At 73.7% G+C, this 26,779-nt stretch carries 21 protein-coding genes, 1 pseudogene and 2 riboswitches; of the genes and pseudogenes, 11 read left to right on the forward strand and 11 right to left on the reverse strand.

Annotation, left to right across the window (positions count from 1 at the left end):
* Nucleotides 1-291: 291 nt before the first annotated feature.
* Nucleotides 292-597 (reverse strand): annotated as a pseudogene (locus tag AB0N76_RS27390) (PRC-barrel domain-containing protein); the annotation flags it as partial.
* 258 nt (nucleotides 598-855) lie between these two features.
* Nucleotides 856-959, forward strand: a riboswitch (glycine riboswitch).
* 237 nt (nucleotides 960-1,196) lie between these two features.
* Here AB0N76_RS27390 and gcvP point away from each other — a divergent pair.
* The gene (gene gcvP, locus AB0N76_RS27395; protein ID WP_363561400.1) at nucleotides 1,197-4,097 is read left to right on the forward strand and encodes an aminomethyl-transferring glycine dehydrogenase; all 2,901 of its coding nucleotides are present in this window, start codon (nucleotides 1,197-1,199) and stop codon (nucleotides 4,095-4,097) included.
* A 110-nt stretch (nucleotides 4,098-4,207) separates the two neighbouring features.
* Here gcvP and AB0N76_RS27400 read toward each other — a convergent pair whose 3' ends face one another.
* On the reverse strand, nucleotides 4,208-4,399 hold the full coding sequence (locus tag AB0N76_RS27400; RefSeq protein ID WP_363561402.1) for a DUF5999 family protein: 192 nt from the start codon (nucleotides 4,397-4,399) through the stop codon (nucleotides 4,208-4,210).
* A 411-nt stretch (nucleotides 4,400-4,810) separates the two neighbouring features.
* Nucleotides 4,811-5,383 carry a hypothetical protein gene (locus tag AB0N76_RS27405; RefSeq protein ID WP_363561404.1) on the reverse strand — a complete coding sequence of 191 codons (573 nt, stop codon included), beginning with the start codon at nucleotides 5,381-5,383 and terminating at the stop codon, nucleotides 4,811-4,813.
* Nucleotides 5,384-5,758: 375 nt separating this feature from the next.
* On the opposite strand from AB0N76_RS27405, the gene AB0N76_RS27410 reads away from it, so the two are divergent.
* Both AB0N76_RS27410 and AB0N76_RS27415 read left to right on the forward strand, forming a co-directional pair.
* Entirely contained in the window at nucleotides 5,759-7,264 is a 1,506-nt protein-coding gene (locus AB0N76_RS27410; protein WP_363561467.1) for a glutamate--cysteine ligase, read from the forward strand.
* Between the two features lie 82 nt (nucleotides 7,265-7,346).
* A complete protein-coding gene (locus AB0N76_RS27415) occupies nucleotides 7,347-8,135 on the forward strand; it encodes a CPBP family intramembrane glutamic endopeptidase (protein ID WP_363561406.1) in 789 nt (262 codons plus the stop codon).
* On the opposite strand, the gene AB0N76_RS27420 is transcribed toward AB0N76_RS27415, so the two are convergent.
* From AB0N76_RS27420 to AB0N76_RS27445, 6 genes are all read right to left on the reverse strand, one after another.
* Nucleotides 8,113-8,643, reverse strand: a complete 531-nt coding sequence (locus tag AB0N76_RS27420) for an HAD domain-containing protein (RefSeq protein WP_363561408.1) — start codon at nucleotides 8,641-8,643, stop codon at nucleotides 8,113-8,115. The two genes, AB0N76_RS27415 and AB0N76_RS27420, sit on opposite strands and share 23 nt — an antisense overlap.
* Nucleotides 8,644-8,812: 169 nt before the next feature.
* Entirely contained in the window at nucleotides 8,813-10,108 is a 1,296-nt protein-coding gene (locus tag AB0N76_RS27425; RefSeq protein WP_363561410.1) for an MFS transporter, read from the reverse strand.
* An 83-nt stretch (nucleotides 10,109-10,191) separates the two neighbouring features.
* On the reverse strand, nucleotides 10,192-10,893 hold the full coding sequence (locus AB0N76_RS27430) for a dienelactone hydrolase family protein (protein ID WP_363561412.1): 702 nt from the start codon (nucleotides 10,891-10,893) through the stop codon (nucleotides 10,192-10,194).
* Nucleotides 10,894-10,991: 98 nt separating this feature from the next.
* On the reverse strand, nucleotides 10,992-12,404 hold the full coding sequence (locus AB0N76_RS27435; protein ID WP_363561414.1) for a sugar porter family MFS transporter: 1,413 nt from the start codon (nucleotides 12,402-12,404) through the stop codon (nucleotides 10,992-10,994).
* Between the two features lie 165 nt (nucleotides 12,405-12,569).
* Nucleotides 12,570-13,232, reverse strand: a complete 663-nt coding sequence (locus tag AB0N76_RS27440) for an FMN-binding negative transcriptional regulator (protein WP_363561416.1) — start codon at nucleotides 13,230-13,232, stop codon at nucleotides 12,570-12,572.
* Between the two features lie 13 nt (nucleotides 13,233-13,245).
* Entirely contained in the window at nucleotides 13,246-13,974 is a 729-nt protein-coding gene (locus AB0N76_RS27445; protein ID WP_363561418.1) for a pyridoxamine 5'-phosphate oxidase family protein, read from the reverse strand.
* A gap of 34 nt (nucleotides 13,975-14,008) precedes the next feature.
* On the opposite strand from AB0N76_RS27445, the gene AB0N76_RS27450 reads away from it, so the two are divergent.
* The gene (locus tag AB0N76_RS27450; RefSeq protein WP_363561420.1) at nucleotides 14,009-15,358 is read left to right on the forward strand and encodes an aminotransferase class I/II-fold pyridoxal phosphate-dependent enzyme; all 1,350 of its coding nucleotides are present in this window, start codon (nucleotides 14,009-14,011) and stop codon (nucleotides 15,356-15,358) included.
* 222 nt (nucleotides 15,359-15,580) lie between these two features.
* Nucleotides 15,581-16,771: a GDSL-type esterase/lipase family protein gene (locus tag AB0N76_RS27455; protein WP_363561422.1), complete on the forward strand. Its 1,191-nt coding sequence runs from the start codon at nucleotides 15,581-15,583 to the stop codon at nucleotides 16,769-16,771.
* Nucleotides 16,772-16,843: 72 nt separating this feature from the next.
* Here the strand turns inward: AB0N76_RS27455 and AB0N76_RS27460 are convergent, their stop codons facing one another.
* Entirely contained in the window at nucleotides 16,844-18,202 is a 1,359-nt protein-coding gene (locus AB0N76_RS27460; RefSeq protein ID WP_363561424.1) for an NAD(P)/FAD-dependent oxidoreductase, read from the reverse strand.
* Between the two features lie 225 nt (nucleotides 18,203-18,427).
* On the opposite strand from AB0N76_RS27460, the gene AB0N76_RS27465 reads away from it, so the two are divergent.
* The 4 genes from AB0N76_RS27465 to purB all read left to right on the forward strand — a co-directional run bounded on the left by AB0N76_RS27465 (nucleotide 18,428) and on the right by purB (nucleotide 21,678).
* Nucleotides 18,428-19,183 carry a HipA family kinase gene (locus AB0N76_RS27465; protein WP_363561426.1) on the forward strand — a complete coding sequence of 252 codons (756 nt, stop codon included), beginning with the start codon at nucleotides 18,428-18,430 and terminating at the stop codon, nucleotides 19,181-19,183.
* Entirely contained in the window at nucleotides 19,180-19,593 is a 414-nt protein-coding gene (locus tag AB0N76_RS27470; RefSeq protein WP_363561428.1) for a DUF3037 domain-containing protein, read from the forward strand. The genes AB0N76_RS27465 and AB0N76_RS27470 overlap by 4 nt, the downstream gene beginning before the upstream one ends.
* Before the next feature lie 95 nt (nucleotides 19,594-19,688).
* The gene (locus AB0N76_RS27475) at nucleotides 19,689-20,135 is read left to right on the forward strand and encodes a MarR family transcriptional regulator (RefSeq protein WP_363561430.1); all 447 of its coding nucleotides are present in this window, start codon (nucleotides 19,689-19,691) and stop codon (nucleotides 20,133-20,135) included.
* Nucleotides 20,136-20,247: 112 nt separating this feature from the next.
* On the forward strand, nucleotides 20,248-21,678 hold the full coding sequence (gene purB / locus AB0N76_RS27480) for an adenylosuccinate lyase (protein WP_363561432.1): 1,431 nt from the start codon (nucleotides 20,248-20,250) through the stop codon (nucleotides 21,676-21,678).
* A gap of 83 nt (nucleotides 21,679-21,761) precedes the next feature.
* Here the strand turns inward: purB and AB0N76_RS27485 are convergent, their stop codons facing one another.
* Nucleotides 21,762-23,252, reverse strand: coding sequence for an MFS transporter (locus AB0N76_RS27485; RefSeq protein ID WP_363561434.1), 1,491 nt, complete (start codon nucleotides 23,250-23,252; stop codon nucleotides 21,762-21,764).
* Between the two features lie 311 nt (nucleotides 23,253-23,563).
* Nucleotides 23,564-23,725, forward strand: a riboswitch (cyclic di-AMP (ydaO/yuaA leader).
* Between the two features lie 3 nt (nucleotides 23,726-23,728).
* Here AB0N76_RS27485 and AB0N76_RS27490 point away from each other — a divergent pair.
* Both AB0N76_RS27490 and AB0N76_RS27495 read left to right on the forward strand, forming a co-directional pair.
* Entirely contained in the window at nucleotides 23,729-24,790 is a 1,062-nt protein-coding gene (locus tag AB0N76_RS27490; RefSeq protein ID WP_363561436.1) for a LysM peptidoglycan-binding domain-containing M23 family metallopeptidase, read from the forward strand.
* A 537-nt stretch (nucleotides 24,791-25,327) separates the two neighbouring features.
* Nucleotides 25,328-26,776, forward strand: coding sequence for an APC family permease (locus AB0N76_RS27495; RefSeq protein WP_363561469.1), 1,449 nt, complete (start codon nucleotides 25,328-25,330; stop codon nucleotides 26,774-26,776).
* Nucleotides 26,777-26,779 lie beyond the last annotated feature (3 nt).

The following is a 26,779-nucleotide window of genomic DNA, read 5'->3' on the forward strand; positions in this document are numbered from 1 at the left end:
GGCCGTCCCGGCCAGGGCGGCGCCGATCGCGACACCGTGCGGGGCGGCGTGGGCGGTGCCGTTGCCGTTGGTGGTGCCGTTGCCGGCGCCGTGGGTCGTGCCGTTGAGGGGGCCGGTGACGCCGTTGCCGCCGTTGGTGACGCCGTTCGCGGTGCCGTCGGCGCTGCCGGTGCCGTTCGGCGGGGCCGTGCCGGTGGTGCCGGTGACGCTGTTGGCGGTGGTGCCGAAGTCGAGGTCGGCGGGCTCGGACCCGGAGCCGTCCCCCGCCGAGGGGTGGCCGTCCGCCGGGGTGTCCAGCCCGTAGTAGCGGTAGAGCTGGAGCTCCTGGGCGGGCGACAGGTGCTGGCCCACGCCGAAGTCCGGTGAGTCCTTCACCAGCGACTTGTCGTACGGCACCCGCAGCTCCTCACCGGAGAACTCGCTCGTGGTCAGGGGGACGAAGGCGTCCCGGCCGAAGATGCCGGTCCGGACGGCGGCCCACTCGGGCCGGCCGGTGGCGTCGTCCAGGTACACCTCGTCGATGGTGCCGATCTTGTCCCCGTTTCGGTCGACCGCCTTGTGGCCGATGAGGTCCCGGGGGTCGATATCGGTCTGCACTCTTTCCTCCCGTGCGCTGATCCCTGTGTGATCCTGCGGAACCCCCAACGGAACTCCCACCGGACGGCGGCCGGACCGTCCGTCCGGTCGGCCACTTCATATGAAATGCCATGAACCGGACGCCCGGGAGCGGTACTGGGCCGGTCGAGCCCGAAGTTGCGCCGTCCGGGGCGCCGGTCCGGTCACGGGTGAAGCGGTCGAGTGACCTGACGCACCCGTGATCGGCGGGCCTCCCGCTGGTACCCTGGGCGCGACCGCCGAGCCCGCTCGGGAGAGTCCTCGGCAGCGGAAACCGCTGGTCGGGGCGCCGAAGGAGCAACTCCTCCCCGGAATCTCTCAGGCATCCGTACCGTGTGGGATAGGTCACTCTGGAAAGCAGGGCAGGACCGCGGGCGAGGGAGCCGGCGGACACCATCCTCACCGACGGTGCAAGCCGGCGGGGCGTCCCACGGCGCCCCGTGCGGGCGAAGCTCTCAGGTCCCGATGACAGAGGGGGAGGCCTGTCGGGTTCGTCCGACCGGGTCACTCCGCTGTTGTCCGCAGCGGCGAGTCCGGCGTGCGCACCCCCGCCGGTCCGTGACCAGGAGGCCTCGACCACCATGAACGCCCAGCCGAACTCGGGACGCCCCACCACCCCCGCGACCCTCACCGAGCTCGAACAGGCCAGCCCCTTCGAGAACCGGCACATCGGCCCCGACGCCGCCGCGCAGGAGAAGATGCTGGCCCAGGTCGGTTACGGCTCGCTGGACGAGCTGGCCACCGCCGCCGTTCCCGAGGCGATCCGCTCGATCACCGCGCTGGACCTGCCCGCCGGCCGCAGCGAGGCCGAGGTCCTCGCCGAGCTGCGCGAGCTGGCCGGCCGCAACACCGTGCTCCAGCCGATGATCGGCCTGGGCTACTACGGCACCTTCACCCCGCCGGTGATCCTGCGCAACGTCATGGAGAACCCGGCCTGGTACACCGCCTACACCCCGTACCAGCCGGAGATCTCGCAGGGCCGCCTGGAGGCGCTGCTCAACTTCCAGACCCTGGTCGCCGACCTGACCGGCCTGCCCACCTCCGGCTCGTCCCTGCTGGACGAGGGCACCGCGGCCGCCGAGGCGATGGCCCTGGCCCGCCGCGTCACCAAGGTCAAGGGCGGTGTCTTCCTGGTCGACGCCGAGACCCTGCCGCAGACCATCGCGGTGATCAACACCCGCGCCGTGCCGACCGGTGTCGAGGTCGTCGTCGCCGACCTGTCCGCGGGCATCCCGGCCGAGATCGCCGAGCGCGGCGTCTTCGGCGTGCTGCTCCAGTACCCCGGCGCCACCGGTGTGGTCCGCGACCTCGCCCCGGTGATCGAGCAGGCCCACGGCCTGGGCGCGATCGTCGCGGTCGCCGCCGACCTGCTCGCGCTCACCCTGCTGAAGTCCCCGGGCGCGCTCGGCGCCGACATCGCCTGCGGCACCTCGCAGCGCTTCGGCGTCCCGATGGGCTTCGGCGGCCCGCACGCCGGCTACCTCGCGGTGCGCGCCGAGTACGCCCGCTCGCTGCCCGGCCGTCTGGTCGGCGTCTCCGTCGACGCCGACGGCAACCGCGCCTACCGCCTGGCCCTGCAGACCCGCGAGCAGCACATCCGCCGCGAGAAGGCCACCAGCAACATCTGCACCGCCCAGGTGCTGCTCGCCGTGATGGCCTCGATGTACGCCGTCTACCACGGCCCGGACGGCCTGGCCGACATCGCCCGCCGCACCCACCGCTACGCCGCCGCGCTCGCCGAGGGCCTGAAGGCCGGCGGCGTCGAGCTGCTGCACGGCGAGTTCTTCGACACCGTCACCGCGGTCGTCCCCGGCCGCGCCGCGGAGATCGCCGCCGCCGCCCGCGCCAACGGCGTCAACGTGTACCAGGACGGCGCGGACCGGATCTCGGTCTCCGCCGACGAGACCACCACCCGCGAGCACCTGGCCGCCGTCTGGGCCGCGTTCGGCGTCGAGGGCGTCGAGGTGGCGGAGGGCGCCGACGCGCTGCCCGCCGCGCTGCTGCGCGAGGACGAGTACCTGACCCACCCGGTCTTCCACAGCCACCGCTCGGAGACCGCCATGCTGCGCTACCTGCGCCGCCTGTCGGACCGGGACTACGCGCTGGACCGCGGCATGATCCCGCTGGGCTCCTGCACCATGAAGCTCAACGCGACCACCGAGATGGAGTCGGTGACCTGGCCGGAGTTCGGCCAGCTGCACCCCTTCGCGCCGGTCGACCAGGCCGCGGGCTTCCTCACCCTGATCCGCGGGCTGGAGCAGCAGCTGGTCGAGGTGACCGGCTACGACGCGGTCTCCATCCAGCCGAACGCCGGTTCCCAGGGCGAGCTGGCCGGCCTGCTGGCCGTCCGCGCCTACCACCACGCCAACGGCGACACCCAGCGCGACGTCTGCCTGATCCCCTCCTCGGCGCACGGCACCAACGCCGCCTCCGCGGTGATGGCCGGCATGCGCGTGGTCGTGGTCAAGACCCTGGTCGACGGCGACGTCGACGTCGAGGACCTCAAGGCCAAGATCGAGCAGCACCGCGACAGCCTCTCGGTGCTGATGGTCACCTACCCGTCCACCCACGGTGTGTACGAGACCCAGATCACCGAGATCTGCGGCCTGGTGCACGAGGCCGGCGGCCAGGTGTACGTCGACGGCGCCAACCTGAACGCGCTGGTCGGCCTGGCCAAGCCGGGCAAGTTCGGTGCGGACGTCTCGCACCTGAACCTGCACAAGACCTTCTGCATCCCGCACGGCGGCGGCGGCCCGGGCGTCGGCCCGGTGGCGGTCCGCGCGCACCTCGCGCCGTACCTGCCGAACCACCCGCTGCAGGCGGAGGCCGGTCCGGCCACCGGTGTCGGCCCGATCTCGGCCGCACCGTGGGGCTCGGCGGGCATCCTGCCGATCTCCTGGTCGTACGTCCGACTGATGGGCGGCGAGGGCCTCAAGCGCGCCACCCAGGTCGCGGTGCTGAACGCCAACTACATCGCCAAGCGGCTGGCCCCGCACTTCCCGGTGCTCTACACCGGCCCCGGCGGCCTGGTGGCGCACGAGTGCATCATCGACCTGCGCCCGCTGACCAAGGACACCGGCGTCACGGTGGACGACATCGCCAAGCGCCTGATCGACTACGGCTTCCATGCCCCGACCATGTCCTTCCCGGTGGCCGGCACGCTGATGATCGAGCCGACCGAGTCCGAGGACCTGCACGAGATCGACCGCTTCTGCGACGCGATGATCGAGATCCGCGGCGAGATCGACAAGGTCGGCTCGGGCGAGTGGGCCGCCGAGGACAACCCGCTGCGCAACGCCCCGCACACCGCCGCCACCCTGGCCGGCGACTGGGCGCACGGCTACTCGCGGCAGGAGGCGGTCTTCCCGGCCGGCGTGAACCCGGCGGACAAGTACTGGCCGCCGGTCAGCCGGATCGACGGCGCGTACGGCGACCGCAACCTGGTCTGCTCCTGCCCGCCGCTGGACGAGTACGGCGTCTGAGCACATCCGTCCGCCTGAGCGCGGACACGGCAGGGCCCCGGCGGATCTCCCGCCGGGGCCCTGCCCGCTGTCGGTCCCCCGTGCGCGGCCGCGCGCCGCTCGGCGGGGGGTCAGACCGCGCTGACGGCCGGGCGGCGCGGGGCGATCACCCGGCCGTCGGGCAGCAGCTCTCCGGTGTCCTCGAACAGCAGGACGCCGTTGCAGAGCAGGCTCCACCCCTGCTCCGGGTGGCAGGCCACCGGGACGGCGGCCTCGCGGTCCTCGGACTCGGCCGACGGACACTCAGGACGGTGCTGGCACATGGGCGTACCCTCGCTTCGCTCTGCGATCCTCCCCGTGACGCGGTGCCGGCGGATGACCGTCGGGCGCCGCCGCGGTGGTCGGATTCTGCCCGGCGCCGGGCCAGGTGTGGTCCGGCGCTCAAGTGGGTAGGACAGGAGGTCCTTCCACGCTGGTTCCCAGTGTCGGCATCCGGGGACGCGTGCGCAGCGATTTCGTGACATGCGCCACAACCCCCGGGTAGAGATCACCCGTTCAGGTGGTCCGGGGCCGGAAACGGCACCGGACGGGTCATCCGGCGGACGGCCCGTTCGGGCCATGCCGGATGACCCGCCCGGGTGGCGGCCGGTCGGGCGGCGCGGGTTCGCGGTTCGGGAGCCGGGGGTCAGGGCTCGGAGGTCAGGACCCGGGCTCCGGGGCTCGCGGCCCGGCGATCAGGGGGAGCCGAGCAGCAGCGGGCGCGCGATCGGGGTCCGGGCCAGCACCGGCAGCAGCTCGGCGGCCGGGTGGGCGCGGTGCGCGGTGACCCCGAGCGGCGCCGGCGCCAGCGGGATCAGCAGGTCGCCGCCGGGTCCGCCGTCCGGGCTGTGCAGCCACAGGGCCGTCGCGTACTGGCCCGGGAAGGTCAGCAGCCGGGGCTGGCAGCGGGACCGGCTGGACTGGGCGAGCTGCCAGGCCTGGCGCAGTGCCCGGACCGTCGAGTCCAGGTAGGGCCCGGCGGTGAAGTGCGAGAAGGTGTGCCCCTCGGACCCCTGCACCACCTCGGCCGCGGCGGCCACCTCGGTGCCGTCCTTGACGAGGAAGCGCCAACCCGTCCGCCGGGCGGCGGCGAGGTCGGCCCGCGGCCCGTCCAGCACGTGGACGGCCAGCGGATGTGCGGGGAGCAGCGGCCCGGTCGGATGGCGCAGCGCGGCGGCGGCGGGCTGGCGCAGCGCGGTCTCCGAGTCGAGCGCGGCGAGGACCGCGCGCAGGGCACTGGGCGGGGGCTGGGGGGTCTGCAGAGTCATGGCAAGGTCGCCTCTCCGTGCGAGATCGGCGTGCGAGTGCGCGGCATACCGGCATGGCGTGGTGCGTCGGCGGTGACGGGACCTGGGCCTTGTCCGGTTGGGCAGGATCGCGGTGCCGGCGCGGCCTTCGTCGTCGTTGACGGTGGTCTCGCGGCGATGGCGGGCCGGGCCGTGGCGCAGTGCGAATTCTACTCGAACAGGTGCACAGGGTGACCTGTTTATCACAGGCGGTGGCGCCGGGCAAGTCGGCAGATGAGCTGAAACGGCATCAGTTTCCTTGCAATGCAAGCCGTTCGAAGCGTTCGGGTATCGATCTTCGGGGTGGGCATGATGCTTGCACGGTCGCTCGGCCGGGCGGCCGAGGAGGAGGGGACCATGGGCGAGAAGGTCGTGGCGACTCGGGCTGAGCTGTCGGACCGGCAGATGTACCGCCGCAAGCTCCAGTCCTGCCTGGACGCGCTCGGCCGGATGCTGCGGGAGGACCGCTTCGACCGTCCGAGGGCCGTGATGGGCCTGGAGATCGAGCTCAACCTGGCCGACGAGCAGGGCCTGCCGGTGATGAACAACGCACAGGTGCTCACCGCGATCGGCTCCAGCGACTTCCAGACCGAGCTCGGCCGGTTCAACATCGAGGTCAACATCGCGCCGCACCCGCTGCGCGGTCATGTCTTCGAGGACCTGCGCGAGGAGATCGACACCGGGCTGCGCTACGCCGACCGGCGGGCCGGCGAGGCCGGCGCGCGGATCGTGATGGTGGGCATCCTGCCGACCCTGGAGCACGACCACACCGGGCTCGACTCGATGTCCCACAACCAGCGCTACAGCCTGCTCAGCGACCAGATCCTGGCCGCCCGGGGCGAGGACATCGCGCTGGACATCGAGGGGGTGGAACACCTCCAGCTGGAGTCGGTCACCATGGTCGCCGAGGCCGCCGCGACCTCGCTCCAGCTGCACCTCCAGGTCACCCCCGAGCGGTTCTCCTCGGTCTGGAACGCCGCCCAGGCGATCTGCGGGCCGCAGCTGGCGCTCGGCGCCAACTCGCCGTTCCTGTTCGGACGGGAGCTGTGGCGGGAGACCCGGCCGGTGCTCTTCCAGCAGGCCTGTGACACCCGTTCGGCGGAGCTCAAGGCGCAGGGCGTGCGCCCGATCACCTGGTTCGGCGAGCGCTGGGTGGACTCGGCGTACGACCTGTTCGAGGAGAACCTGCGGTACTTCCCGGCGCTGCTGCCGATCTGCGACGACGAGGACCCGGCCAAGGTGCTGGCCTCCGGCGGGGTGCCGCGGCTCGCCGAGATGCGGCTGCACAACGGCACCATCTACCGCTGGAACCGGCCGGTCTACGACGTCAGCGGCGGGGTGCCGCACCTGCGGGTGGAGAACCGGGCGCTGCCGGCCGGGCCGACCGTCGCCGACACGCTGGCCAACGCGGCGTTCTACTACGGCGTGGTGCGGGTGCTGGCCGAGCAGTCCCGGCCGATCTGGACCAGGCTGCCGTTCGAGCGGGCCGACGAGAACTTCCGGCAGGCCGCCCGGTACGGCGTCGACGCGGTCTTCCAGTGGCCGCGGCACGGCCGGGCCGGGCGCGGCGGCGGGCTGGGCACGGTGTCCGCGGTCGACCTGGTCCTCAACGAGCTGCTGCCGATGGCCCACCAGGGGCTGGACGCGTGGGGCGTGGAGCCGGCCGACCGGGACCGCTACCTCGGCATCATCGAGCAGCGCTGTCTGCGCCGCACCAACGGCGCCGCCTGGCAGAGCGCCACCTTCCACCGGCTGCGCGAGCAGTACGGGATGGACCGGCCGGCCGCGCTCGCCGCGATGACCCGGCGGTACATGGAGTACTCGCGCGGCGGCGAGCCGGTGCACACCTGGCCGGTGGGGTAGCGCGCGCCCTGGGGGAGGGTGGGCGGCGGTCCTGTGACAGGATGACCGCTCCGCCCGCCCACCGTCCGTGCTGGAGCACCCCGTGAGCACCGTCCCGACCGCCCCGGAGACCGCGCGGCCGAGCCGCCGGCTGCTCGGGGTGGAGCTGCTGACCGTCCTCGGCCTGTCCCTCGGGGCGAGCGGCGTCGGCGCGCTGATCAGCTTCGCCGGCTCCCTCACCGAGCCGCTCAAGCTGGGCCAGCAGGTCGCCACCCTGAACGGCTCGCGCGCGCCCGGCCGGCCCTGGCTCGACCTGGTCTGGCAGCTCTACTACATCGGCCGCGGGCTGATGCCGGTCGTCCTGGTCGGCTACCTGCTGGTGCGCGAGGGCGTGGCGCTGCGGGTGCTCGGCTTCGACCTCGGGCAGAAGCTTCGCGACCTCGGCCGGGGCGCGGCCGTCGCGGCGGCGATCGGCGGCTCGGGGCTGGCGCTGTACCTGGCCTCGCAGGCGGCCGGCTACAACCTGACGGTCGCGCCGTCCGGGCTGCCGGACGTCTGGTGGCGGATCCCGGTGCTGCTCGCCTCGGCCTGGCAGAACGCGATCCTGGAGGAGGTGGTCGTCCTCGGCTACCTGCTGCGCCGGCTGGGGCAGCTGGGCTGGTCCTGGCCGGCGATGCTGGTGGCGAGCTCGCTGCTGCGCGGCTCGTACCACCTGTACCAGGGGGTCGGCGGACTGGTCGGGAACATCGTGATGGGCGCGGTGTTCTGCCTGCTGTACCGGCGGTGGGGGCGGGTGATGCCGCTGGTGGTGGCGCACGCGCTGATCGACACGGTGGCGTTCGTCGGGTACGCGCTGCTGGCCGGGCACGTCAGCTGGCTGCCCACCGGCTGAGCGAGGACACCGCGCTTGGGCGCGGCGGGCGGGCCAGCAGCCGGTCCACGTGGTGGCGTTCGAGGCCCTGGCCGGGGTCGATCGGCAGCAGCAGGCGGTCCCGGCGCCAGAGCGCGTTGCGTCGCAGCCGCGGGGTGATGACGTCGTCGACCCAGGCGAACGGCCGGCCGGCCGCGTACCGCAGCAGGGGCGCCCACTTGGCGGCCGAGAACAGTTCCATCAGCGGGACGCGCGGATCGCCGGGCTGGGGGACGTAGCCGGCGAACCGGACCACCGGCAGCTCGGGCAGGCCGATCGCCGGGGCGATGTGGGTGTTGGCGTCCGCTTCCCAGGTGGTCGCCCAGGTGAGTTCGTAGACCTCGGCGAGTTCGCGCAGCCAGTCGCCGTGGCGGGTGGAGAGCAGCACGGTGTAGCCGAGCAGGGTGTGGGTGTCGAAGTCGTCCCCGGGGCCGGGGCAGACCGGGTTGAGCACCCCGTCGACGTCCAGGAACAGCAGTGGCTTCGGCATTCGGGCGCTCCCCGGGTCTCACGCGTCGTCACCTGGTCGGACGAGCCGCGGCCGCCGGTGGTTGCCCACCGGAGGGCGCGGACCGGGGCGCGCGGGGGCGCCGGGGCGGGTGGCGGCGGTCCGGGCGCCGGGTCAGCCACGTCAGTCGTGTCCAGTCAGTTCAGCCGGTTCAGCCGGTCGCGGCGGGGGCTGGGAGGGCTGGGGCCGGGGCGTCGGCGGGGCGCCGGGCGAGCCGGCGGACCTGCGGTTCCAGCAGCACGGCGGCGCTGAGCAGCAGGGAGACCACCGCGCAGGACCAGAGCGCGCCGGAGAGGCCGAGCAGGTCGGCGGCCGGGCCGGCCAGCGCGGTGCCGAGCGGGGCGAGTGAGAGCGAGCCGAGCTCGTCGTAGGCGGCGACCCGGGAGAACGCCTCGGCCGGGATCTCCTGCTGCAGCGCGATCATCCAGTTGACGCCGAAGACGGTGACCCCGACGCCGGACAGGAACATCGCCGAGGCCAGCACCGGCAGCGGGGCGGCCACCGCCAGCGCCAGCGCGGGCACGCCGAACAGGAAGACGCCCCAGTTGCCGACCAGCAGGATCCGGCGCGGCTGCCAGCGGGCCATCAGCAGGCCGGTGACGACCAGGCCGACGCCGAAGGCCGCCATCGCGAGCCCCCAGTCACGGGCCCCGCCGAGCCGTTCCTTGGCGACGGCCGGCCCGTACACCGACTCGACCGCGCTGACGCAGGCGACCAGCACCGAGAACTGGAGCACGATCACCCAGAGCCAGCGCCGGGAGGCGAACTCCTGCCAGCCCTCGCGCAGGTCGCGCAGCATGCCGCCGCCCTTGGCGGCGGGGGCGGTCGGGTCCTGCGGCTGGGGAGCCTGCGGTTCCAGCAGGAAGCGCAGGGCGGCGGCGGCCAGGAAGCAGACCGAGTCCAGGGCGAGCACCCAGCCGGGGCCGAGCCCGGCGGTCAGCGCGCCGCCGAGCGCGGCGCCGCCGATCTGCGAGCCGTTCAGGCCCATCCGGTACACCGAGAAGGCGCGGGCCGCGTGCTCCGGGGTGACGCTCTCCAGGATCATGCCGCCGGAGGCGGGGGAGAAGAAGGCGTAGCCGGCGCCGGCGCCGGCCGAGAGCAGCATCAACTGCCAGAGCGACGGTTCGCCGGCCAGCACGACGGCGGCCAGGGCGGCCTGCGAGACGGCGCTGAACAGGTTGGCGGCGACCATGACGTGGTGGCGCGGCAGCCGGTCGGCGAGCGCGCCGCCGATCATCAGGAGCAGGATGGTGGGCAGCAGCCGGGCGGCGGTGACGTAGCCGACGTCGGCGGTGGAGCCGCCGCCGTCCAGGATGGCGAAGGCGGTGGCGATCGGGGCGCCGGCGTTGCCGAGGCCGCTGATCACGGTGGCGGCGGTCTGGATCCGGAAGTTGCGGCTCGCCCAGGCGAAGCGGCCGGTCGGCGGGGGTGGGGGTGGGCTCTGCACCCCGTGACTATGCCGGGGCAGGTGGCCGGTGTCCATCCGATAAACGGACCGTGGTGTGGGGTGGGGCCGGAGGTGTCCCCGGTTCAGCCGAGGTGCGCCCAGAGGAAGGCCAGGGTGCGCCGCCAGGCGATCTCGGCCTGCAGCGGGTCGTAGGTGCCGAGCAGGTCCTCCTCGTTCATGAAGGCGTGCCCGGCCGGGTAGAAGTGGATCTCCGGGCGGACGTCGGTGGCCTCGCCGATCCGGATCGCCGCCTCGTCCACGGCGGCCATCGGGATCCAGCGGTCGTCCTCGCCGTAGTGGCCGAGCACGTGGGCGGTCAGGCCCCGGTACTCGAAGTCCGGGTCGGACGGCAGACCGTAGAACGGCACCGCGGCGGCCACCCGGTCGCCCTCGGCGGCGGCCAGCAGCAGGGCGAAGCCGCCGCCCATGCAGAAGCCGACCACCCCGACCGCGTCGCCGACCACGCCCTCCAGGCCGAGCAGCAGGTCGACGGCGCCGCGCAGGTCCCGGACCGCCTGCTCGTCCGGCAGCTCGGCGCGCAGCCGGGCGCCCTCGGCGCTGTCGTGGGTGGTGACGCCGCCGAACAGGTCCGGCGCGAGGACGGTGAAGCCCTCGGCGGCGAACCGGTCCGCCACGCCGGCCAGGTACGGGGTCAGGCCCCACCACTCCTGGATCACCACCAGGCCGGGGCCGACGCCCTGCGGCGGGCGGGCCAGGTAGCCGTGGGCCTGCCGGCCGTTGCTCGGGAAGGTGACGTTCTGCCGGGAGCCGCCCTGGTCAGGCATGGCTTCCTCTCGGGGGACGGGCCGCGGGGCGCGGCGGCGGGGGCGTCGGGTGCGGGGGCGGCGGGTGCCGGGGCGTCAGGGTGGGGGAGTCGCGGGGGTCAGCCCATCTCTTCGAGGGCGCGGCCCTTGGTCTCCTTGATGCAGAGGGCCACGAACGGGATGGAGAGCAGCGCGAAGACGGTGTAGATGACGTAGGTCGCCGACAGGTTCCAGTCGGCGAGGTCGGGGAAGCTGACGGTGATCGCCCAGTTGGCGATCCACTGGGCGGAGGCGGCGACCGACAGGGCCAGCGCGCGGATCCGGTTCGGGAACATCTCGCCGAGCAGCACCCAGACCACCACGCCCCAGGAGAAGGCGAAGCAGAGCACGAAGACGTGCGCGGCGACCAGCGCGACCGTGGCGTGGGTGTCGTCCAGGGTCGCGGTGTCGCCGGTGCCGTGCCGGTAGGAGAACGCCCAGGCGGCGGTGGCCAGTGCGGCGGCCATCCCGACCGAGCCGGCCAGGGCCAGCGGCTTGCGGCCGATCCGGTCCACCAGGGACATCGCGATCACCGTGCCGACCACGTTGACGATCGAGGTGGAGAGGCTGATCAGCAGCGAGTTGGACTCGTTGATGCCGACCGACTGCCAGAGGAAGGAGGAGTAGTAGAAGATCACGTTGATGCCGACGAACTGCTGGAAGACCGAGGCGCCGATGCCGACCCAGACGATCGGCAGCAGACCGAACCGGCCGCCCAGCAGGTCCTTGAGCCGCGGCTTGTGCGCCGAGGCCAGCACGGCGCGGATCTCGGCCACCCGGGCGTCCAGGTCGACGTCCTCGCCCTCGACCTCGCGCAGCACCTTGCGGGCCTGCTCCTCCCGCCGGTCGGCGATCAGGTAGCGCGGCGACTCCGGGATGGCCAGCGCCATCAGCCCGTACACCAGGGCCGGGACGGCCTCCACGCCGAGCATCCACTGCCACGCCTGGACGCCGCCGAGGTGGCCGGTGGACTCGCCGCCGGCGGCCTGGTTGAGCGCCCAGTTGGCCAGCTGGGAGACGGTGATGCCGAGCACGATCGCCATCTGCTGGAAGGAGGCCAGCCGGCCCCGGTACGCGGTCGGGGCGACCTCGGCGATGTAGGTCGGCGCGATCACCGAGGCGATGCCGATCGCCACCCCGCCGACCACCCGCCAGGTGGCCAGCACCTGGATGTTCGGCGGGAACATCGAGCCGACGCCGCTGACCGCGAACAGGCCCGCGGCCAGCAGCATGGTGCGGACCCGGCCCAGGTGGTCGGCGAGCCGCCCGGCGGCGACCGCGCCCGCCGCCGAGCCGAGCAGCGCGATGGCGACCACGAAGGCGGTCTCGCCGTTGCCCACCCCGAAGTGCTTCTGGATGCCGGTCACCGCGCCGTTGATCACCGCGCTGTCGTAGCCGAACAGGAAGCCGCCCATCGCCGCGGCGGCCGAGATGAAGACGACGTGTCCGAGGTGCGCCTCTCCGGCGGCCGGGTGGGTCTGGGTTCTGGACACGCGCGCTCCCCGGGTGGACGGTCCCGCCCGCACGGCCGAGGGGGCAGGGTTCGCCTCACATTCGATCAGCGCCGTGGGCGATCCGCCCCGGTGGGCGGGCCGATCGGGTGAGCGCGCGTCAGGTCCGCGCGCCGCTCCCGGCTGCCGCGCGCCCGTCGGCTCCGGCTAGCGCGGGTCCGCCGGCCGCGGTGCGCGCCCCGGTTCCGGTGCGGTGCGCCGGGCGTGGCGGCGCAGCAGCTGGGTGCGTACCCCGGCGTCCAGGCCCTCGCCGCGCTCGGCGAGGCGGTCGGCCAGCGCGTACTGGTCGGCCGGCGCCTTCTTGTCGTCGTACTTGAACTTGGCGCGGACCTCGCGGACCGTCAGCCGCAGCCCGCGCAGGCCGGGGAGCAGCTTGCCGAACGCGCCCTCGCCGGCGCGCACCCGGACGTCGGGGGTCTCCGGCTGGAAGTGGGCCAGCTGGCGGTTGAGGATCGCCGCCTTGCCGGCCGCGTCCTCGACGATCTCGGCGGTGGCGTGGAACTGCACCGAGGCGTAGTAGCTGGTCGGGGTGCCGGGGGCGCCGCGCCAGTGGCCGGGGGCGAAGGCGTAGTCGTCGGTCACCGCGAGGGTCACCGCCGGGTCGGCCCGGACGGCGGCCAGCAGCGGGTTGGGCGCGGCGAGGTGGAGCAGGATCTCGCCGCGCTCGACGTCCAGCAGGAAGTGGGTGGGGACGAGGACGGGGCCCTGGCCCGGCCCGCCGTTGGCGGCGAGCAGGCCGAAGTCGCGGCCCTCGGCGAGCCAGGCCCGCCACTCGGCCTCGTCGCCGCGGTCCCAGGAACGGATCAGCATCGGGGGCTCCGGTTCAGGCGGTGCGGTCGGCGGCGGGGCCGGTCGCCGGCTCGGCGGTGGCGTCGGCGGGGCCGGCGGTGAGGGCGCGCAGGTTGGCGGGGAGCGGGACGGTGGTGGAGACGTCCGGGACCGGCGTGCCGTAGCCGCCGGTGACCGGGACGACGCCGGCCCAGTACGGCAGGTCGAGGTCCTCGGGCTCGTCCTCGGCGAGGTCGGCGCGGGTCTTGGCGGAGACCTCGTCCAGGTCGAGGCGGATCACCGCGGTGGCGGCGAGTTCCTTGGCGTTGGCCGGGCGGACCTCGGCGGAGCGGCCGGGCACGCACTGGTCGACCAGGGCGTCCAGCGCGACGGTCAGCTCCTCGGGGTCGGTGACCTGGTGGGCGGTGCCGTGGGCCACCACCGAGCGGAAGTTGACCGAGTGGTTGAACGCCGACTTGGTCAGCACCAGGGCGTCGACCAGGGTGACGGTGATGCAGACCGGCATCCCCTGCTCGCCCCTGGCGCCGCGCAGCGGCCGGCTGCCGGTGGAGCCGTGCACGTAGAGGCGGTCGCCGACCCGGGCGTGGATGGTGGGCAGCACGACCGGCGCGCCGTCGACGACGAAGCCGAGGTGGCAGAGGTAGGTGGCGTCGAGGACGGCGTGGATGGCCTCCCGCTCCCAGGTCGCGCGATCCTTGTAGCGGGTCGGCGTGGTGCGCGCGGTGCGGGGGTAGGACGTGCCGCCGTCCGGTATCGTCGACATGACAACCTCTATGTACTAGTGCATACTCTGTTTTGTGCTAGGAGACTATCGGATCACCGGTCGGCGTGCCAGCGAGATCGCGGCCGATGTCGAACAGGGGGTCAGCAGCGGGCGGCTCGCCCCCGGGACGCCGCTGCCCCCGCTGCGCGAGCTCGCCGGCGAACTCGGCGTCAACCCCAACACGGTGGCCGCCGCCTACCGGCTGCTCCGCGACCGCGGGGTGATCGAGACCGCCGGCCGCAAGGGCAGCCGGATCCGTCCGCGCCCCGCCCACACCCCGCGCGACCAGATCCGGCTGCCCGTCCCGCCGCACGCCCGCGACCTCTCGCACGGCAACCCCGACCCGGCCCAGCTGCCCGACCTCACCCCGGCGCTTGCCGCCGCCGCCGAGGCCGCCCGCCGCGACCCGGTCCAGTACGGGCGCCCCGCCGCCGACCCCGGGCTGCTCGCCCTGGCCGGCGCCGCCTTCGCCGCCGACGGCCTGCCCGCAGGCCCGATCGCCATCGCCTCCGGCTCGCTGGACACCATCGAACGGATCCTGGTCACCCGGCTGCGCCCGGGCGACGCCGTGGCCGTCGAGGACCCGGGCTGGGGCAGCCTGCTCGACCTGCTGCCGGCCCTCGGGCTGCGCACCGTGCCGGTCCCGCTGGACGACGCCGGCCCGCTGCCCGGGGCGCTCGCCGAGGCGCTGGCCGACGGGGTGCGGGCGCTGGTCGTCACCAACCGGGCGCAGAACCCGACCGGCGCCGCGCTCACCGCCGACCGGGCCGCCGAACTGCGCGCGGTGCTGGCCGGCCACCCGGACGTGCTGCTGATCGAGGACGACCACGGCCACGGCATCGTCGACCAGCCCTACCAGTCGCTGGTCGGGCCCGCCACGGCGCACTGGGCGGTGGTGCGCTCGGCGGCCAAGGCGTACGGGCCGGACCTGCGGCTGTCGGTCGCGGTCGGGGACCGGGACACCGTCGGGCGGGTGCTCGGGCGCCAGCGGCTCGGCGCGGGCTGGGTCAGCCATCTGCTCCAGCGCACGGTGGCCGAGCTGTGGCGCGCCGACGCGGCCCCGGCGGACCGGGTGGCGGCAGCCTACCGGGCGCGCCGGGAGGCGCTGATCGGCGAGCTGGCCGCGCGGGGGGTCGCGGCGTACGGGGCGAGCGGGCTGAACGTCTGGGTGCCGGTGCCGGACGAGACCACCGTGCTCGCCGCGCTGGTCCAGCGGGGCTGGGTCGCGGCGCCCGGCGCGCGGTACCGGCTGCAGTCGCCGCCCGGGCTGCGGATCACCGTCACCGGGCTCGACCCGGCCGACGCCCGGCGGCTGGCCGAGGACCTGGCGGCGGTGCTGGGGACGATGCCGGGGGCGGACGGCCCCGGCTCGCGGTTGGTCTGAGCGCCGGGTCGGGAGCCGGGGTGTGATCGCTTTGAAACGATGATCAGTTGAACCGATGAACTGAACCTGTCGGTAACAAAGCGAGAAATCCGCTGCAGATACCTAGCGGTAACAAGCGCGAGCATGTCATGTTCTTCGCGCCACCGGCCGGCGGCTCACCCTCACCTCCGCGTCTCCCCGTCCCCAAACATCACGGGCGAGACCGACCGCAGGAGTTCCGCCGTGCCCGAAAGCCGTTCGAGCATCACCCGCAGAACCACCTCCTGGAGCCGACGGCTGTTCGCCGCCGCCCTCGCACTGCCCCTGGCCGCGGCCGGGCTGGTCGCCGGCACCGCCGCACCGGCCCGGGCCGCCGCCCCCGCCGGGCCGACCGCCAGCGTCGCCCTCGGCGACAGCTACATCTCCGGCGAGGCCGGCCGCTGGAAGGGCAACTCCGTTGTCACCGGCGGGAACCGCGCCGGTACCGACCGGGCCTGGACCGGCAGCGCCTACGACCCGAGCCGGGTCTACGGCACCACCTACGCGAGCGGCTGCGACCGCTCCGACACGGCCGAGGTGCGCAGCGCGCCGACCGTGGCCCAGACCCAGATCAACCTGGCCTGCTCGGGAGCCGTCACCGCCAACGTCTTCCGCGCCGCCAACGGCGGCCAGTCGCTCAAGGGCGAGGCCCCGCAGGCCGACCAGCTCGCCGCCGTGGCCGGGCAGTACAACGTCAAGCTGATCACCCTGTCGATCGGCGGCAACGACCTCGGTTTCGGCGATGTGATCGAGACCTGTGTGAAGGACTACCTGATCTGGTACTCCTACTGCAACGATGACCAACAGTCCGCGGTGGACGCCCGGATGGCGGGCGCGATGGCCGGGGTCGGCAAGGCGCTGGACGAGATCCGCGCCGTGATGGCGGGCGCCGGGTACGCGGCCGGCGACTACCGGATCGTGCTGCAGTCCTACCCGTCGCCGATCCCGCGCGCCGCCGAGATGCGCTACCCGGAGAGCGGCTGGAGCCGCTCGGACACCGGCGGCTGTCCGTTCTGGGACGGTGACGCCACCTGGGCGCGGGACTCGCTGGTCCCGCAGATCTCCCGGTCGCTGGCCGGGGTCGCGGCCGCCAAGGGCGTACAGTTCCTGGACCTGAGCGACATGCTCCAGGGCCGCGAGGTCTGCTCGAAGGCGACCAGGCAGGCCACCTCGACCACCGCCCCGTCCGCCACCACCAGTGAGTGGGCGCGGTTCCTGGACGGCGGGCTCAACACCTCGCAGGGCACCGTGCAGGAGTCGATGCACCCCAACTACTACGCGCAGCTGGGGCTCGGGCGCTGCCTGACCCTGCTGTTCGGCAAGGCGAGCGGCGACTGGGCGTGCCGCAACACCGCCGGGCAGGACGCGAACGGGATGTACCTGACCGCGAAGTAGCCCGCGGCACACGGCCGGTGCCCCCTCCTCGGGGATCCCGAGGAGGGGGCACCGGCGGTCCGTCCGGGCCGGTCAGCCCTTCGCCAGCAGGGCCTGGGCGTGCTCCTTGACCTGATCCTTCGTCAGATACACGTCGGTGTACTCGAAGTCGCGCAGCCGGGCGGGCTGGCGGGCCAGGAAGCCGGTGCGGACGAAGTCGTCGCCGGCGGTCGCGTTCAGCAGCCAGTTGGCGCCGACCCGGAACTTGGCGGCGTTGGTGCGCATCGCCATCAGGTGGTAGCCGCGGGCCACCACCTGGGCCGGCACCCCGCGCAGCTCCACGCCGATCGGCTTGGACACCGCGTCCTTGCCGCCGAGGTCCACCACCAGGCCCAAGTCCTTGTGGTAGTAGGGCTCCAGGGGCTGGTTGCGGAGCGCGGCCATGACGTTGTCGGCCACCGCGCGGCCCTGGCGGGCGGAGTGCTGGGCGGTCGGCGGGCAGACCGCGCCGTCGCCCTTGGCGAGGTCCGGCACGGCGGCGGCGTCACCGAGCGCGAACACGCCCTCGAACTGGGGCACCCGCATCTCCGCCGTCACCGCGATCCGGCCGCGGACCGTCTCCGCGTCCAGGGTGCCGATCAGCGGGCTGGCCGCGACGCCCGCCGTCCAGATCAGCGTCCGGCAGGGCAGCACCCGGCCGTCGGTGAACTTGACCGACTCGGCGCCGACTTCGGCCACCGAGACGCCCAGCGAGACCTCGATGCCGCGGCCGCGCAGCACCTCCAGCGCGGCGGTGCCCAGGGCGTCGCCCAGCTCCGGCATCAGCTTCGGGGCGATGTCGATCAGGTGCCACTTGATCTGCTTGGCGTCCAGCCGCGGGTAGCGGAAGGCGGCCGCCGTGGTGAGCCGCTGCAGGCAGGCGGCGGTCTCGGTGCCCGCGTAGCCGCCGCCGACCACCACGAACTGCAGCCGGGACTCGCGCTCCTTCTGGTCCAGGGTGGCCGAGGCGAGGTCGAGTTGGGCGATCACGTGGTCGCGGACGTAGGTCGCCTCGGCGAGCGTCTTCATGCCGCGCGCGTAGTCCGTCAGACCCGGGATGTCGAAGGTGCGGGTGACGCTGCCGGGGGCCAGCACCAGGTAGTCGTAGCGCTGCGCCACCACCTCGTCGGTGATCTTGCGGACCACGCAGACCTTGGACTGCGGGTCCACGCCGATCGCGCCGCCGGGCACGATGTGGGTGCGGCGCAGCGTCCGGCGCAGCGAGACGGCCACCGACTGCGGGGTGAGCACGCCGGCCGCCACGTGCGGCAGCAGCGGCAGGTAGAGCTGGTAGCTGAACGGGGTGACCAGGGAGATCTCCGCCTCCGCGGGGGAGAGCTTGCGCTCCAGGCGGCGCGCGCACTCCAGCCCGGCGAAGCCGCCGCCCACGATCAGGATCCGGGGTCGTTCCATCGTGCGTCCCTCACAGTGCAGGTCGTTCCGTCACGGCGCAGGCGTATCGGTGCGGATGGTGGTGGGGCTCTGGCTACTGTCCGCCACACTCGCACGGAGCACCGGGTGCTGCCACCGGGACGACCCGGGCGGGCGAGCGGGGCCGACCGGCCCAGCGGGGGAGCGGGGCGACCGAGCGGGGCGACCGACACCCGCCCCGTGCATATGCCCGATAGGCTGTCGGCCGTGCTCCCCGAGGTGACGGCGGTCCGTTATGTGACCCCACTGCGAGAAGGCGGCTCGATGCCGGGCCTGGTCGAGGCCGACGACCGGCGGCTCTACGCGCTGAAGTGGGTCGGTGCCGCGCAGGGCCGCAAGGCGCTGGTCGCGGAGGTGCTGGCCGGTGAACTCGGCCGGCGGCTCGGCCTGCCGGTGCCCGAGCTGGTGACGGTCGACCTGGACCCGGTGCTGGCCCGCAGCGAGCCGGACCCGCAGATCCAGGACCAGATGCGCGCCAGCGGCGGGCTCAACCTGGGCATGGCCTTCGTCAGCGGCGCCCTCAACTTCGACCCGCTCTGCTTCGAGGTGGACGCCGGGCTGGCCGGGCAGGTGCTCTGGTTCGACGCGCTGATCGGCAACGTCGACCGCTCCTGGCGCAACCCCAACCTGCTGGTCGCCACCGGCGGGCTGCGGCTGATCGACCACGGCGCCAGCCTGATCTTCCACCACCACTGGGCCGGCGCGGCCGCCTGGGCCCGCCGCCCGTACGACGCCTCCGACCACGCGCTGCTGCGCGCCGAGCCGGACCTGGCCGCGGCAGACAAGCTGCTCGCCCCGCTGGCCGAGGCGGCGATCGGGGAGGCGGTGGCGCGGATCCCGGACGTCTGGCTGGCGGACGAGCCCGGGTTCGACTCGCCCGAGGCGGTGCGCGCCGCGTACCGCGCCCAGCTGACCGAGCGACTGGCCGGTCCGCGCGACTGGCTGCCGGAGGTGTCCGCATGACCGGGCCGTTCCGGTCGGCGCCGCCGACCGCCGAGCTGCACGACTACGAGTACGCGGTGATCCGGGCGGTGCCCCGGGTGGAGCGCGGCGAGTGCGTCAACGTCGGCGTGCTGCTGTACTGCCGGCAGAGCTCGCACCTGGCCGCGCGCACCCACCTGGACCAGGCGCGGCTGCTGGCGCTGGACCCGGTGGCCGACGTGGCCGGGGTGCGCCGGGCGCTGCACGGGATCGAGGCGGTGTGCCTGGGCGGGCCGCAGGCCGGTCCGGCGGCGGCGGACAGCCCGGGGCAGCGGTTCCGCTGGCTGACCGCGCCGCGCAGCGCGGTGGTCCAGCCGGGGCCGGTGCACACCGGGCTGACCGGGGACCCGGAGGCCGAGCTGCGGCGGCTCTTCGACCAGCTGGTGCTCTGACCGCTGCGGGGCGCGGACGGTCCGGCGGTCCGACCGATGACCCTTGCCGTGCTCAAAGCTTGAGTTACTGAAGCACCGGGTCGTACGCTGACCCCATGGGTTCGACAGCGACCACGACCGTACCGACCAACGCCGAGTTGATGGAGGCGCTGGCCGCCGTCGGCGCCGCGTACTTCCAGGACTTCGCGGCCGCCGCCGCCCGGCACGGTCTCTCCTCCTCGCAGGCCAAGGCGCTCGGCGCCGTCCAGGAGCCGGTGCCGATGCGCGCGCTGGCCGGCCGGCTCGGCTGTGACGCCTCCAACGTCACCGGGATCGTCGACCGGCTGGAGGCCCTGGGCCTCGCCCGCCGGGAGGCCTCGGCGGGCGACCGCCGGGTCAAGATCGTGGTGATCAGCGACCAGGGCCGGGAGATCCTGGGCCTGGTCCGCGGCGAGATGCACCGCACCCACCAGTCCTTCGAGGCCCTGGACGACGAGCAGCGCAGCGCCCTGCACTCGATCTGCGTCCAGGTCCTCCCGGTCCTCAGCGGGCGTCCGGTCTAGCTGCCGGGGGGATGGGGCTCCGGGGTCCTGCGCGTCGCGGTCCGGGGCGCCGCGGCCGGCGGCCCCGGGGCCGCCGCGTTCCGGCTGACCTCGGCTGTTAGGCTTGCGAAGCGTGAGCGCGAAGCCCCAGATCCCCAATGTCCTGGCCTCCCGGTACGCCTCGGCGACCCTGGCCCAGCTGTGGTCCCCCGAGCACAAGGTGGTCCTTGAGCGCCACCTGTGGCTCGCCGTCCTGAAGGCCCAGCAGGACCTCGGCGTCGAGGTGCCCGCCACCGCCGTCGCCGACTACGAGCGGGTGATCGACCAGGTCGACCTCGGCTCCATCGCCGCCCGTGAGCGGGTCACCCGGCACGACGTGAAGGCCCGCATCGAGGAGTTCAGCGACCTCGCCGGCCACGAGCAGATCCACAAGGGGATGACCTCCCGGGACCTGACCGAGAACGTCGAGCAGCTGCAGATCCGGCAGTCGCTGGAGCACGTGCGCGACCGTGTGGTGGCCGTGCTGGTCCGCCTGGGCCGGCTCTCCGCCGACCACGCCGAGCTGGTCATGGCCGGCCGGTCGCACAACGTGGCCGCGCAGGCCACCACCCTGGGCAAGCGCTTCGCGACCGTCGCGGACGAGCTGCTGGTCGCCTTCCACCGCCTGGAGGAGCTGATCGCCCGCTACCCGCTGCGCGGGGTGAAGGGCCCGGTCGGCACCGCCCAGGACATGCTCGACCTGCTGGGTGGCGACACCGACAAGCTCGCCGAGCTGGAGCGCCGGGTCGCCGCGCACCTCGGCTTCGAGAACGTGCTCACCAGCGTCGGCCAGGTCTACCCGCGCTCGCTGGACTTCGAGGTGTTGACCGCCCTCGTCCAGCTGTCCGCCGCGCCGTCCAGCCTGGCCAAGACCATCCGCCTGATGGCCGGCCACGAGCTGGTCACCGAGGGCTTCAAGGAGGGCCAGGTCGGCTCCTCCGCGATGCCGCACAAGATGAACACCCGCTCCTGCGAGCGCGTCAACGGCCTGGCCGTCATCCTGCGCGGTTACGCCTCGATGACCGCCGAGCTGGCCGGCGACCAGTGGAACGAGGGCGACGTCTCCTGCTCGGTGGTCCGCCGGGTCGCGCTGCCGGACGCCTTCTTCGCCTTCGACGGCCTGCTGGAGACCTTCCTGACCGTCCTCGACGAGTTCGGCGCCTTCCCGGCCGTGATCGAGGCCGAGCTGGACCGCTACCTGCCGTTCCTGGCCACCACCAAGGTGCTGATGGGCGCGGTGCGCGCGGGCGTCGGCCGGGAGACCGGGCACGAGGTCATCAAGGAGCACGCGGTCGCCTCCGCGCTCGCGATGCGGGCCGGCGCCCGGGAGAACGAGCTGCTGGACCGGCTCGCCGACGACGAGCGGATCCCGCTGGACCGGGCCGCGCTGGACGCGCTGCTGGCCGACCGGCTCTCCTTCACCGGTGCGGCCGGTGCCCAGGTCGCCGAGGTCGTCCGGCAGATCGAGGCCGTCGCGGCCGCCCACCCCGAGGCCGCCAAGTACGCCCCGGGCGACATCCTCTGACGGATCGTCGGTCGTGACGAGGGCCCCGCTGCCGGGAGGCGGCGGGGCCCTCGTCGTCGTCGGCGGGCGTGGGGCGGGGTGGGTCAGACGGCCGGGTGGCCCGGGTCGAGGGGCGGGGCGTTGGTGCCGCAGGAGTAGCGGGTGTCCGGCTCGGCCACCGGGTGGTCCGCCGGGGCCAGGACGTTGCCCCGGACGGTGGCCAGCGCGGTCAGCCCGCCGGCCGTCAGCAGCCCGGCGCAGATCAGCATCGCGGTCCGGAAGGCGGAGTCGACCGCGTCCGGCACCCGGTAGGCGTCGCCGCTCAGGCCGGCCAGCGCCGGCAGCGCGGCGACCGCGAGCAGGCCGGCCGCCCGGGCGGCGGCGTTGTTGACGCCGCTGGCGATGCCCGCGTGCCGGACCTCCACCGCCGCCAGCACGGTCGCGGTCAGCGGCGCGACCAGCAGCACCATCCCGCTGCCCATCACCGCGACGGCGGGCAGCACGTCCGTCCAGTACGAGGCGCCGGACCCGATCCGCAGCATCAGCAGCACGCCCGCCGCGCAGAGCAGCGGGCCGACGGTGAGCGGCAGCCGCGGCCCGATCCGCTTGCCCAGCCGGCCGGCCCGGGCGGACAGCGCCAGCATGATGACGGTGATCGGCACCAGGGCCAGCCCGGAGACCAGCGGGGAGAAGCCGGAGACGATCTGCAGCTGGACGACGAGCAGGAAGAAGACGCCGCTGAACGCCGCGTAGACGGCGAGCGTGACCAGGTTCACCGCGGTGAACAGCCGGGAGGAGAAGAGGCCGAGCGGCAGCATCGGCTCCGCGGTGCGGCGCTCGACCAGGACGAAGGCGACGCCGAGCGCGAGTCCGGCCGCCCCGGTCAGCCAGACCCCGGGGGAGAGGCCGTCCCCGGCGGCGGTCAGCGCGTAGGTGACCGCACCGAGCGAGAGCGCGGCCAGCACCGCGCCGAGCACGTCGAAGCGGCCGGTCGAGGACTCGTCGCGGCTCTCCGGGACGTGCCGGGCGGCCACCGCCAGCACCAGCGCGGCGAGCGGCACGTTCAGCAGGAAGATCCAGCGCCAGCCGGGCCCGTCCACCAGCCAGCCGCCGAGGAAGGGACCGACCGCCGCCGACACCCCGCCGAGCCCGGACCAGAGGCCGACCGCCGCCGAGCGGTCGTCGGGGTGGAAGACCGCCTGGAGCATCGCCAGCGACCCCGGGGTCAGCAGCGCCCCGCCGATGCCCTGCACGGCGCGCGCGGCGATCAGCACCTCGATGGTGGGCGCGGCGGCGCAGGCCGCCGAGGCGACGGCGAACCAGACCACGCCGAGCAGGAAGACCCGGCGCCGTCCGTACCGGTCGCCGAGTGCTCCGCCGAGCAGGATCAGGCCGGCCAGGGTGAGCAGGTAGGCGTTGAGCGTCCATTGCAGGGCGGCGAGTTGGGCGCCCAGATCGGTGCCGATCCGGGGCAGCGCGACGTTCACGACGGTCCCGTCGAGCATCGCCATGCTGGAGCCGAGCACCGTCGCCAGAAGTACCCGGCGACCCTGCGCGGTGCCCAACCGCAGGGTGCCGGCCTCGGAGGTGTCCACCGCCCGATGGTCCGCCCCCGGGGGCTACGTGACAAGGCTCACCGGGGGTGTGTCGGTGGATGCCTTTCCGTGAGTGATCGTGTGCGTACTGGTGGGGAAATCAGCGGAGGGGAGTGGATCACGTGCGCGCAGTGAATGGATTGTGTACGTACTGTGCATGCCTCTCATGCGGAGCGTCACGGCATTCCGGACTTTGGTCCCTGGTTCGGGAGATCGACATTGCTTCACCCGAACGGATGGGTTTTAGTTCAGCGACCGCCCGGCGTCAGCCCGGGTGGCCACCGGGTGGAACGCCTAGTCCTGCCGCTGCCCGGTGGTACGCAACGAACTCTGTACGGCAGGAGCGGGGGACCCACAGGTAAGTCGCCGGACCGGAATTCGCGGTCCGGCTTGGGGTGAAGCCGCCTTCATGCGGCCGGGCAACTCCAGCCCGAACCCGACAGCTCACCTCGCAGGCGTCGGAGAGGACATTTCCCATGCCCGCACAGGCTCGTCGTATCGCCCTGCCCCGCGCCGCCCGCATCGGCATCGCCACCGCCGTCACCGGCGCCGCGTTCGCCCTCCCGCTGGTCACCACCCTCACCGCCGCCCAGGCCCACGAGGGCCCGGCCGCCGGCCACTCGCAGCAGACCGGCACCTGGACCGGCGCCACCAGCGTCGACGCCGCCCCGGCCGCGACCCCGATCGCCGCCCCGGCCGTCGAGAGCTACAAGGTCATCGGCGGGGACACCCTGTCGAAGATCGCCGACGCGAAGAGCGTCGAGGGTGGCTGGGAGGCCCTGTACGGCTTCAACCGTGCCGTCGTCGGCGCCGACCCGAACCTGATCTACCCGGGTCAGCAGCTCGCGCTCGGCACCGAGGCCGCGAAGCCGGCTGCTCCGGCCGCGCCCGCCGCTCCGGCTGCTCCGGCCGCCCCGGCCGAGAAGCCGCAGGTCTCGCAGGACGCGGCGAAGCCCGCCGCTCCGGCCGCCCCCGCCGCTCCGGCCGAGAAGCCGGCCGCCCCGGCCACCAAGCCGGCCGCGCCCGCCGCGAAGCCCGCCGCCCCGGCCGCCAAGCCGTCGGCCCAGGCCGTCCAGGCCGTCCAGATCGCCAAGCCGGCCACCCCGGCGCCGACCCCGGTCGCCGCCGCCACCGGCTTCGTCGCCCCGCTGGCCAACCCCAAGATGGGCACCGCCTACGGCGTGGCCGGCTCGATGTGGGCCTCCGGTCACCACACCGGTGTCGACTTCGTCGCCTCCACCGGCACCCCGCTGCGCGCCGTCGGCGCCGGCACCGTGGTGAAGGCCGGCAACGGCGGCGCCTACGGCAACGAGGTCGAGATCAAGCTCGCCGACGGCAAGTACGCCGAGTACGCGCACCTGTCCTCGATCGGCGTGTCGGTCGGTCAGACCGTCACCGCCGGCCAGCAGATCGGCCTCTCCGGTGCGACCGGCAACGTGACCGGCCCGCACCTGCACTTCGAGATCCGCACCGGCTCGGAGTACGGCTCGGACGTCGACCCGATCGCCTACCTCCGGGCGCACGGCGTCGCGGTCTGACCTGCGGTTTGACCGTACGGTCGGCTCAACTGCCACCGCTGGGTGCGGGGCGAAGACGACCTCCCGGGATGGTCATGTCGGGTGACCGCTCGACCGGGTGGTGACCGCACCTCCAGTGGATCGACGGGCGCGGGACACGCCCGTCCGGCCGGCCCGGTTCGCGAGACCTCCTCTCGCGAGCCGGGCCGGCCGTTTGTCGTTGTCTGGGGGACCCGGGGTCCGCATTTCGCGGCCGTTTCCGTTCGAACGTGGCCGGTTTCCAACCGAACAGAGCGTCAACTTCCTGGGCTTGATGCCTGACGACCTGTCGGTTGCGGGCGTGATCACCGCGCCCCGATGCTGTCGGGCAGTCAACGCCCGACCGGTCCGGCGGGCGGCACAGTCACGGCAGGCGAAGGGGACCGGATGGCCATCCAGAGCGGGGACGCGGTCGGTGGGGGAGCAGGGAGAGCGGATGCGGTCGATCCGGCTGCGGAGGCCGGAGTCGGCGTCGACCGGCTGAAGGCGAACTCGGTCGGGTTGGTGGGCGTGGTCTTCATGGCGATCGCCACCGCGGCGCCGATCACCGCGATGACCGGCAACCTCCCGATCATCGTCGGCCAGGGCAACGGCGCGGGCGCGCCCGCCGCGTACGTCTTCGCGACCCTGGTGCTCACCGTCTTCTCGGTCGGCTACGTGGCGATGGCCCGTCACATCACCGCGGCGGGCGCGTTCTACGGCTACATCTCGCACGGGCTGGGCCGGGTCGCCGGCATGGCCTCGGGGCTGCTGGCGGTGCTCGCGTACATCGTCTTCGAGGCCTCGATCATCGGCTTCTTCGCGTACTCGCTGCGCGGGCTGGTCGCGGCGCAGCTGGGGCTGGAACTGGCCTGGGGCTGGTACGCGCTGTTCGGGCTGGTGGCGATCGCGCTGATGGCCTGGTTCGACCTGCACCTGACCGCGCGGGTGCTCGGGGTGGCGCTGGTGCTGGAGATCACCGTGCTGAGCGCGGTCTCGCTGGCGGTGCTGTTCACCGGCGGCGGCCCGGACGGGCTCGTCGGCGAGGCGCTCGACCCGCTGAACGCCTTCCGCGGCGTCGGCGGGGCGGGGGCGGCGGCCGCCGGACTCGGGCTGTTCTTCGCCTTCTGGTCCTGGGTCGGCTTCGAGTCGACCGCGATGTACGGCGAGGAGTCCCGGGACCCGAAGCGGGTGGTGCCGCGGGCGACGCTGATCTCGGTGGTCGGGGTCGGGCTGTTCTACGTCTTCGTCTCCTGGATGATCGTCTCCGGCAACGGGGTGCAGCACGCCGTGGACGTGGCCAACGGCCTGGTCCCCGGCAAGGACGGCAACAGTCTGTTCTTCGACCCGCTCGGCGCGCACCTCGGGGCGTGGGCGGTGAAGGTGTTCCAGTGGCTGGTGGTGACCGGCTCCTTCGCCTGTGCGATGGCCTTCCACCAGTGCGCGGCCCGGTACCTGTACGCGATCGGCCGGGAGGGCTTCATCCACCCGGCGCTCGGACGCACCCACCCGCGGCACGGTTCGCCGTACGTCGCCTCGCTGGTCCAGTCGGTGATCGCGGTGCTGCTGGTGGTCGCGTTCCTGCTGGCGGGGATGGACCCGTACGTGCACCTGTACACCCTGCTGGCGCTGCTCGGGACGATGGCGATCCTGATCGTGCAGACGCTCTGCTCGTTCGCGGTGGTCGGCTACTTCCACGTGCAGGGACGGCACCCGGAGACCAGGCACTGGTTCCGGACGCTGGTCGCGCCGCTGATCGGCGGGGTGGCGATGGCGGGGGTGGTGGTGCTGCTGGCGATCAACAAGGACACCGCCGCCGGGGCGGCCGCCGACACGCTGCTCTTCCGGCTGATCCCGTACCTGGTGATCGGCACCTTCCTGGGCGGGATCGGCCTGGCGCTCTACATGAAGAACCGCCGGCCGGACCGGTACGCCCGGATGGGGCGGGTGATCCTGGAGGACGCGGCGGAGCGGCCCGCCGCTGCCTGACCA

Origin of the sequence: Kitasatospora sp. NPDC093806 (assembly GCF_040683335.1) — a bacterium.
Classification (GTDB): domain Bacteria; phylum Actinomycetota; class Actinomycetes; order Streptomycetales; family Streptomycetaceae; genus Kitasatospora.

Coding starts and splice junctions, on each gene's coding strand:
- gcvP (WP_363561400.1), top strand. CDS start 1,197: ATGAACGCCCAGCCGAACTCGGGACGCCCCACCACCCCCGCGACCCTC.
- AB0N76_RS27400 (WP_363561402.1), bottom strand. CDS start 4,399: ATGTGCCAGCACCGTCCTGAGTGTCCGTCGGCCGAGTCCGAGGACCGC.
- AB0N76_RS27405 (WP_363561404.1), bottom strand. CDS start 5,383: ATGACTCTGCAGACCCCCCAGCCCCCGCCCAGTGCCCTGCGCGCGGTC.
- AB0N76_RS27410 (WP_363561467.1), top strand. CDS start 5,759: ATGGGCGAGAAGGTCGTGGCGACTCGGGCTGAGCTGTCGGACCGGCAG.
- AB0N76_RS27420 (WP_363561408.1), bottom strand. CDS start 8,643: ATGCCGAAGCCACTGCTGTTCCTGGACGTCGACGGGGTGCTCAACCCG.
- AB0N76_RS27430 (WP_363561412.1), bottom strand. CDS start 10,893: ATGCCTGACCAGGGCGGCTCCCGGCAGAACGTCACCTTCCCGAGCAAC.
- AB0N76_RS27440 (WP_363561416.1), bottom strand. CDS start 13,232: ATGCTGATCCGTTCCTGGGACCGCGGCGACGAGGCCGAGTGGCGGGCC.
- AB0N76_RS27445 (WP_363561418.1), bottom strand. CDS start 13,974: ATGTCGACGATACCGGACGGCGGCACGTCCTACCCCCGCACCGCGCGC.
- AB0N76_RS27460 (WP_363561424.1), bottom strand. CDS start 18,202: ATGGAACGACCCCGGATCCTGATCGTGGGCGGCGGCTTCGCCGGGCTG.
- AB0N76_RS27470 (WP_363561428.1), top strand. CDS start 19,180: ATGACCGGGCCGTTCCGGTCGGCGCCGCCGACCGCCGAGCTGCACGAC.
- AB0N76_RS27475 (WP_363561430.1), top strand. CDS start 19,689: ATGGGTTCGACAGCGACCACGACCGTACCGACCAACGCCGAGTTGATG.
- AB0N76_RS27490 (WP_363561436.1), top strand. CDS start 23,729: ATGCCCGCACAGGCTCGTCGTATCGCCCTGCCCCGCGCCGCCCGCATC.
- AB0N76_RS27495 (WP_363561469.1), top strand. CDS start 25,328: ATGGCGATCGCCACCGCGGCGCCGATCACCGCGATGACCGGCAACCTC.